Annotated in this window: 5 protein-coding genes; 3 read left to right on the forward strand and 2 right to left on the reverse strand. The window is 66.9% G+C overall.

Annotation, left to right across the window (positions count from 1 at the left end; translation table 11 throughout):
* Nucleotides 1–79: 79 nt before the first annotated feature.
* The 3 genes from BTN82_RS17260 to BTN82_RS17270 all read left to right on the forward strand — a co-directional run bounded on the left by BTN82_RS17260 (nucleotide 80) and on the right by BTN82_RS17270 (nucleotide 3,096).
* A complete protein-coding gene (locus BTN82_RS17260) occupies nucleotides 80–913 on the forward strand; it encodes an oxidoreductase (RefSeq protein ID WP_075120334.1) in 834 nt (277 codons plus the stop codon).
* Between the two features lie 19 nt (nucleotides 914–932).
* Nucleotides 933–1,871, forward strand: coding sequence for an AraC family transcriptional regulator (locus BTN82_RS17265; RefSeq protein ID WP_075120335.1), 939 nt, complete (start codon nucleotides 933–935; stop codon nucleotides 1,869–1,871).
* A gap of 517 nt (nucleotides 1,872–2,388) precedes the next feature.
* Nucleotides 2,389–3,096 (forward strand): helix-turn-helix transcriptional regulator, encoded by a 708-nt coding sequence (locus tag BTN82_RS17270; RefSeq protein WP_075120336.1) that lies wholly within the window; start codon nucleotides 2,389–2,391, stop codon nucleotides 3,094–3,096.
* 42 nt (nucleotides 3,097–3,138) lie between these two features.
* Here BTN82_RS17270 and BTN82_RS17275 read toward each other — a convergent pair whose 3' ends face one another.
* Together BTN82_RS17275 and macA are read right to left on the reverse strand one after the other, a co-directional pair.
* The gene (locus BTN82_RS17275; RefSeq protein WP_075120337.1) at nucleotides 3,139–5,100 is read right to left on the reverse strand and encodes a MacB family efflux pump subunit; all 1,962 of its coding nucleotides are present in this window, start codon (nucleotides 5,098–5,100) and stop codon (nucleotides 3,139–3,141) included.
* Between the two features lie 2 nt (nucleotides 5,101–5,102).
* Nucleotides 5,103–6,251 carry a macrolide transporter subunit MacA gene (gene macA / locus BTN82_RS17280; RefSeq protein ID WP_075120338.1) on the reverse strand — a complete coding sequence of 383 codons (1,149 nt, stop codon included), beginning with the start codon at nucleotides 6,249–6,251 and terminating at the stop codon, nucleotides 5,103–5,105.
* Nucleotide 6,252 lies beyond the last annotated feature (1 nt).

Raw genomic sequence — 6,252 nt, forward strand, 5'->3', positions numbered from 1 at the left:
TCCTCGCGGACGAACCGGCATAGGTCGGCGGATGGACGCTCGCTACCATCGCCTCGTACCCACTACAGAGGCCTTGGCCATGAATCGCAGCAACACCCTGTTCATCACTGGCGTCAGCAGCGGCTTCGGCAACGCCCTGGCGCAGCAAGCGCTGGCCGCCGGCCACCGGGTCATCGGCACCGTGCGCAGCGAAGCGGCCTTGCAGGCCTTCGAGGCGCTCGCCGCGGAGCGGGCCCACGGCGTCGTCCTGGATGTCACCGACTTCGCGCGGATCGACGCCGTGGTCGCGGCGGTCGAGGCGCGCCACGGCCCGGTCGATGTGTTGGTCAACAATGCCGGCTACGGGCACGAGGGCATTTTCGAAGAGTCGCCGCTGGAAGCCCTGCGCCGTCAGTTCGACGTCAATGTGTTCGGCGCGGTGGCGGTGACCAAGGCGTTCCTGCCGTATTTTCGCCAGCGCCGCGCTGGCCGTATCCTTAACATCACCTCCATGGGCGGCACTATCACGATGCCCGGCATCGCCTACTACTGCGGGAGCAAATTTGCCCTGGAAGGCATCTCCGATACGCTGAGCAAGGAACTGGCGCCTTTCAATATTTTCGTCACCGCCGTGGCGCCGGGCTCGTTTCGCACCGACTGGGCCGGCCGCTCGATGCAGCGCACCCCACGCAGCATCGCCGACTACGACGCGAGCTTCGACCCGGTGCGCCAGGCGCGCCAGGCCAAGAGCGGCAAGCAGCTCGGCGATCCGCGCAAGGCCGCGCAGGCGATGTTGCAGATCATCGCCAGCCCGGCCCCGCCGGCCCACGTGCTGTTGGGCAGCGATGCCCTGGAGTTGGTGCGCGACAAGCTCAAGCACGCGGCCAGCGAGATCGATCAATGGCAAGCGCTGAGCCGTTCGACCGACGGTTGAGCAGACAAGGGAGACCGCAATGACTCAGGCCGATTCATCCGCCGCGCGCATGGTGCGGTTGCTGGAACAGCTCGCGCCGGTCGAGGGCTACAACCTCAGCGCCCTGGACGACGTCCGCTTTCTGCGCTCGAACCGGCCGCTGACGCGAACCCCGGTGCTGTACGACCCGGGGATCGTGATCCTGTGCCAGGGACGCAAGCGCGGCTACCTGGGCGACGACGTCTATGTGTACGACGCCCAGCACTACCTGGTGGTGTCCGTGCCCGTGCCGTTCACCATGGAGACCGACGCCAGCCAGGCCGAGCCCATGCTGGCGGTCTACATGCGCCTGGACCTGCAACTGGCCAGCGAGTTGCTGCTGCAAGTGGACGAGGCGCTGGGGCCCAGCGACGCCCCGCCCAAGGGCCTGTATGCCTCGCCCATGGACGATGGGCTGCGTGACTCGACCCTGCGTTTTCTCGAAGCGATGAGCGTCCCGGGCGACGCGCGGATACTCGGGCCGGCGCTGGTGCGCGAGATCTACTACCGCATCCTCACCGGCGAACAGGGCGGCTCGATGCGCGCCGCGCTCGACCGCCAGGGGCATTTCGCCAAGATCGTGCGGGCGATCCGCAAGATCCACAGCAGCTACCAGGAACGCCTGGACGTGTTGTCCCTGGCCCGGGAAGCGAGCATGAGCGTGACCAGTTTCCACCTGCATTTTCGCAACGTGACCCACTCCTCGCCCATGCAGTACCTGAAGTCCACCCGCCTGCACCAGGCGCGGCTGCTGATGCTGCGCCACGCCATGAGCGCGTCGACGGCGGCGTTCGACGTCGGCTACGAAAGCGCCTCGCAATTCAGCCGCGAGTTCAAGCGCTTCTTCGGCCGCACGCCCCACGCCGAGATCGAATGGATGAAAGCCACCTACGCCCTGCCCGAACCGGCCACGCCGTCCCCGTACGTCTCGTCCCACTGACCCGCCCGCAAGATCGCCGCGAGCGTGCCGCTCGTGCGCAGCCTGCGGCAGCGGCTACACAGAGCGGCGGGATATTGGGGTGTTCGCGGGCCCTGTAGCCGCTGCCGAGCCTGCGAGGCTGCGCAAGACCCGCAGGGTCTCCGGCGTCGGTGGGATCGCTGCGAGCGTGCCGCTCGTGCGCAGCCTGCGGCAGCGGCTACACAGAGCGGGCATGGCGGGGATATTGGGGTGTTCGCAATCCCTGTAGCCGCTGCCGAGCCTGCGAGGCTGCGCAAGACCCGCAGGGTCTCCGGCGCCCGCCAGATCGGCGTCGCGCGCAAGAAAGCGCTCTGCCGCGGGCTTTTTACCGTGATTCATCAAACCGCCACCGCAACCCTGTACTAGGATACGAGACGGCGTCGAATCCGCCGAGGCGCTCTAAATCCGCTGTTTTGGACATAAGGCTGTAAACATGGACCCGGCGCGCTCGTCGCTATAAAGACAGGTGTCGCGCAACACGAAACTCATGGATGAAACGATGAACTCACAACTACTGTTCCCCCACATCGGCAAGGTCATCGCCAGCACCGGCAGCCGCAGCTTCCCGCGCAGGCTGCATGACCTGATACGCACCCAACTGGCGGTGGACGCCACGCACATCACCCAGAGGCCGGCGTACGCGCAGGGCCCATCGCAGCCCGGGCCCGCCCACGACGAGGTCTACAGCGACGCCGCCCACGAACCCTGCGACACAGGCGCCGCGCAGTTGCACCTGACCGGGCACAAGGACGATTACCGCTACGGGATCTCGGTCTACCGCTCCTGCCAGTCACAGAGCTTCTCGCCCCAGGAACGCATTCTCTTGCAGGACTTTTCCCCGCTGCTGCTGCCCATGGTGGAAAAACACCTGACCGCCCTGCAACCGCTCGACGCCATGGCGGACCACGCCGCCGGCGCCAGCCTCGAACGCCAGGGCCTGGAAACCCTGCGCCTGCGCTTCGCCGCCCGCCTGCGGCAGTCGGGGCTCAAATTGTCGGACCGGGAGATGCAGGTCTGCGTCGGCCTGCTGGCCGGGCGTACCGCGCCGGAGCTGGCCGTCCAGTTGAGACTCAAGGTGCACACCGTCGAAAGCTACCTCAAGCGCGCCGCGATCAAGCTCGGCATCAGCGGGCGGCACTCGCTGCTGCGCTGGATGTACTCCCCGGACGAAGCCGGCGCCGCCACGGGCCCCGGCACCGGCCTCTGAGTCCGCCGCCCGCCGACGTTCGCCGTCGGCGGGCACCTGCGGTCAGTCCCGCGCCAGGGCCTCGATGGGGTCCAGGCGCGCGGCGTTGCGCGCCGGCACGAAGCCGAAGACGATGCCGATCAGGGTCGAGCAGGCGAACGCGGTGACGATCGAGCCCATGGAAAAGACCATTTCCCATTCCTTGACGAACAGCGCGAACAGGTAGCCGATGGCATAGGACAGGGAAATGCCGATCATCCCGCCGATCAGGCAGACCATCACCGCCTCCACCAGGAACTGCTGGCGGATGTCCGACTGGCGCGCGCCCACCGCCATGCGAATGCCGATCTCACGGGTGCGCTCGGTGACCGACACCAGCATGATGTTCATCACCCCGATGCCGCCGACCACCAGGGAAATCACCGCGATCAGCGACAGCAGCAGCGCCAGGGAGCGGCTGGTTTTCTGCACCGTCTGCATGATGCTATCCAGGTTGTTGGTGAAGAAATCCTTGGTGCCGTGGCGTTGCAGCATCAGCTTGGTGACGTTGTCTTCCACCACTTTGCTCGGCTGGCCGTCCTTGATCCGCACCGTGATGCTGTCCAGGTAGCGCTGGCCGAGCAGGCGCCCGGCCGCGGTCTCGTAGGGCACCCAGACGTTCAGCGCCTTGCTCGCGGCGAACATGTTCTTGTTCTCGGCGGTGACCCCGATCACCGTGCACGGCAGGTTGCCCACCAGGATCACCTGGCCCAGGGGGTCTTCTCCCGGACCGAACAGGCGGTGCCGGGTGTTGTGGTCGATGACCACCACCTGGGCCTGGCGCCGGGCGTCGTTTTCGCTGAAGGCGATCCCGGCCTCCAGCTTCAACCCGCGCACCTGGAAGTACTGGTGGCTGACGCCGTTGACCTGGGCGTCGAGGTCGATGTTGCGGTAGCGCAACAACAGGTTGCGCCCCACCACCGGGGTCGCGCTGTCGACGTAGTACAGCTGGTTGAGGGCCACGACATCGGCGGGCACCAACGTCTCGATGGCTGTCGCCCGGCTGTCGCCGAAGCTGGTGCCGGAATAGATATCGATGGTGTTGCTGCCGATGGCCTGGATGTCCTTGAGCACATAGCGCTTGGCGCCCTCGCCGATGGCCGAGATCGACACCACCGAGGTGATGCCGATGACGATGCCGAGCATGGTCAGCAAGGTCCGCATGCGGTGGGAGACCAGCGCCACCCAGGCCATGTTGAAGGCCTCGCGGAACAGCCCCAGGCTGGCCACCAGGCGCCGCGCGCCGCTGGGCTCGAGGACCACCGGCGCGTCGCTGGCCGGGACGCCTTCGCGGACATTGGCCCGGTCGCTGAGGATCTCGCCGTCGCGCACCTCGATGATCCGCTCGGCGTGGGCCGCGACCTTGGGGTCGTGGGTGACGATGATCACCGTGTGCCCGGCGGCGTGCAGTTCCAGCAGGATGTTCATCACCTCCTTGCCGCTGGCGGTGTCCAGGGCGCCGGTGGGTTCGTCGGCGAGGATCACTTCGCCGCCGTTCATCAAGGCCCGGGCGATGCTCACCCGCTGCTGCTGGCCGCCGGACAGCTGGCTCGGCCGGTGGCTCAGGTGCCCGGTCAGGCCCAGCCGCGCCAGCAGCTCGCGGGCCCGGCCGTGGCGCTTGGCCTCGGCGGTGCCGGCGTAGATCGCCGGCATCTCGACGTTATGCATGGCGCTCAGGTGCGGCAGCAAGTGATAGCGCTGGAAGATGAAGCCGAAGTAGTCGCGGCGCAGTTCCGCCAGCGCCTGGTCGTCGAGGTCGCGGGTTTCCCGGCCATTGATCCGGTAGCTGCCGCCGGTGGCGTAGTCGAGGCAACCGAGGATGTTCATCAGGGTCGACTTGCCGGAGCCCGAGGCGCCGGTGATGGCCACCATTTCCCCGGCGTGGATCGTCAGGTCGATGTGTTTCAGGGCCATGAACTCGCGCTCGCCGGCCTTGAAGCTGCGGCTGATGCCCTTGAGTTCCAGCAGCGGTTGGGGCTGGCTCATGCTCACGCCCCCGCCACGGCCGGCGCCGGATCGCCGATCACCACCCGATCGCCTTCGGCCAGGCCGTCCTCGACCTGCACCTTGACGTTGTTGTTGATCCCGGTCCGCACGTTGCGCGATTGGGCCAGGCCCTTGGCGTCCAGCACCCGCACCGGGAAGCTGCCGTCGCCGTTGCGCGCGCCCAGGGCGGCCACCGGCACCGTCAGCACGTCCTTGGCGGTGTCGAGCACGATCCGCACCTGGGCGGTCATGGAGATCCGCAGGCGATGGTCCGGGTTGGGCACATCGAACAAGGCGTTGTAGAACACCGCGGTGGTCTGTTTCGGCGTGCCCGCGGTCTGGGTGTCGAGGAAGTTCTGCGGCGCCGGCTCCGTGCCGCGCAGCTTGCCGTAGTAGCGCCGGTCCTCGCCGAGGATGGTGAAGTACACCTCCTGGCCGGGGCTGATATGGATCACGTCGGCCTCCGAGACCTGGGCCTTGACGGTCATGGTGTCGAGGTCGGCGAGCTTGAGCAGCACCGGCGCCAGTTGCTGGGCGATCACGGTCTGGCCTTCCTGGGTGACGATGCCCACCACGTCGCCGTCGATAGGCGCGACGATGCGGGTATAGGCCAGGTTGACCTTGGCGGTGTCGATCTGGATATGCGCGCTCTTGATCTGCGCGTCGAGGGACAACAGGTTGGCGCGCTGCACCTCGTAGTTGGCCTCGGCGGTCTCGTACTCCTGCTTGGAAATCGCCGCGTCGACCTGCAAGCCGTGGTAGCGCTCGTAGATCGACTTGGTTTCCTTGAGCTGGGCAGCGGTGGCGCGCCGCTGCGCCTGCAGGTTTTCCTCGTCGACCTGGGCCTGGCGCAAGGTGTTCTGCAACACCAGCGGGTCGATTTCCGCCAGCCACTGGCCCTTCTTCACCTTGTCGCCGAGCTTGACCTTGAGCGACTTCAACTGCCCCGACACCTGGGCCCCGACATCCACCTGCTTGATGCCTTCGAGCAACCCGGCGGCCAGCACCGCGTTCTCGATATCGCCGCGCTCGACCGTGGCGGTCAGGTATTGCGGCGCCTGCGCCGGCACCTGCACCGCATAGAAAACCAGAGCGGCCGCCACGGCCAGCGCCAACCCCATAGCGATTTTGCGAAACTTCGACTTTTCCATA

The organism is Pseudomonas chlororaphis, from assembly GCF_001921865.1.
Classification (GTDB): Bacteria; Pseudomonadota; Gammaproteobacteria; order Pseudomonadales; family Pseudomonadaceae; genus Aquipseudomonas; species Aquipseudomonas chlororaphis_D.

Excerpts from the sequence above, each read along its gene's own strand:
- BTN82_RS17260 (WP_075120334.1), top strand. The coding sequence starts at position 80 with ATGAATCGCAGCAACACCCTGTTCATCACTGGCGTCAGCAGCGGCTTC.
- BTN82_RS17265 (WP_075120335.1), top strand. The coding sequence starts at position 933 with ATGACTCAGGCCGATTCATCCGCCGCGCGCATGGTGCGGTTGCTGGAA.
- BTN82_RS17270 (WP_075120336.1), top strand. The coding sequence starts at position 2,389 with ATGAACTCACAACTACTGTTCCCCCACATCGGCAAGGTCATCGCCAGC.
- BTN82_RS17275 (WP_075120337.1), bottom strand. The coding sequence starts at position 5,100 with ATGAGCCAGCCCCAACCGCTGCTGGAACTCAAGGGCATCAGCCGCAGC.
- macA (WP_075120338.1), bottom strand. The coding sequence starts at position 6,251 with ATGGAAAAGTCGAAGTTTCGCAAAATCGCTATGGGGTTGGCGCTGGCC.